Annotated in this window: 1 protein-coding gene; it reads left to right on the top strand. The window is 64.8% G+C overall.

The window, feature by feature from the left end; genetic code table 11:
- Positions 1-429: SPFH domain-containing protein (locus Aau02nite_RS46070; RefSeq protein WP_212995037.1), on the top strand; the 429-nt coding region annotated here is incomplete at both ends.

The raw sequence follows: 429 nt of genomic DNA, 5'->3' as shown, positions 1-429 counted from the left end.
GGCGTTGACCAGTCGTGAGGAGATCAACCGGCACCTGTCGGGGGTGCTGGATGAGACCACCGGCCGGTGGGGTGTCAAGGTGACCCGGGTCGAGATCAAGGCGATCGAGCCGCCGCCGAGTATCCGTGACTCGATGGAGAAGCAGATGCGCGCTGAGCGGGACCGTCGTGCGGCGATCCTGACGGCTGAGGGGGTCAAGCAGTCGCAGATCTTGACGGCTGAGGGTGACAAGCAGTCGGCGGTGTTGCGCGCCGATGGTGACCGGCAGGCCCGGATCTTGACCGCTGAGGGTCAGGCCAAGGCGATCCGGACGGTGTTCCACGCGATTCATGAGGCCAATCCCAGCCAGAAGGTGCTGGCGTATCAGTACCTGCAGGCTCTGCCGCAGATCGCCAACGGTTCGGCGAACAAGGTGTGGATCGTGCCGAC

Origin of the sequence: Actinoplanes auranticolor (assembly GCF_018332655.1) — a bacterium.
GTDB lineage: Bacteria > Actinomycetota > Actinomycetes > Mycobacteriales > Micromonosporaceae > Actinoplanes > Actinoplanes auranticolor.
The sequence above is the reverse complement of the archived record's forward strand: the minus strand, read 5'-3'. Positions and strand labels throughout refer to the sequence as shown.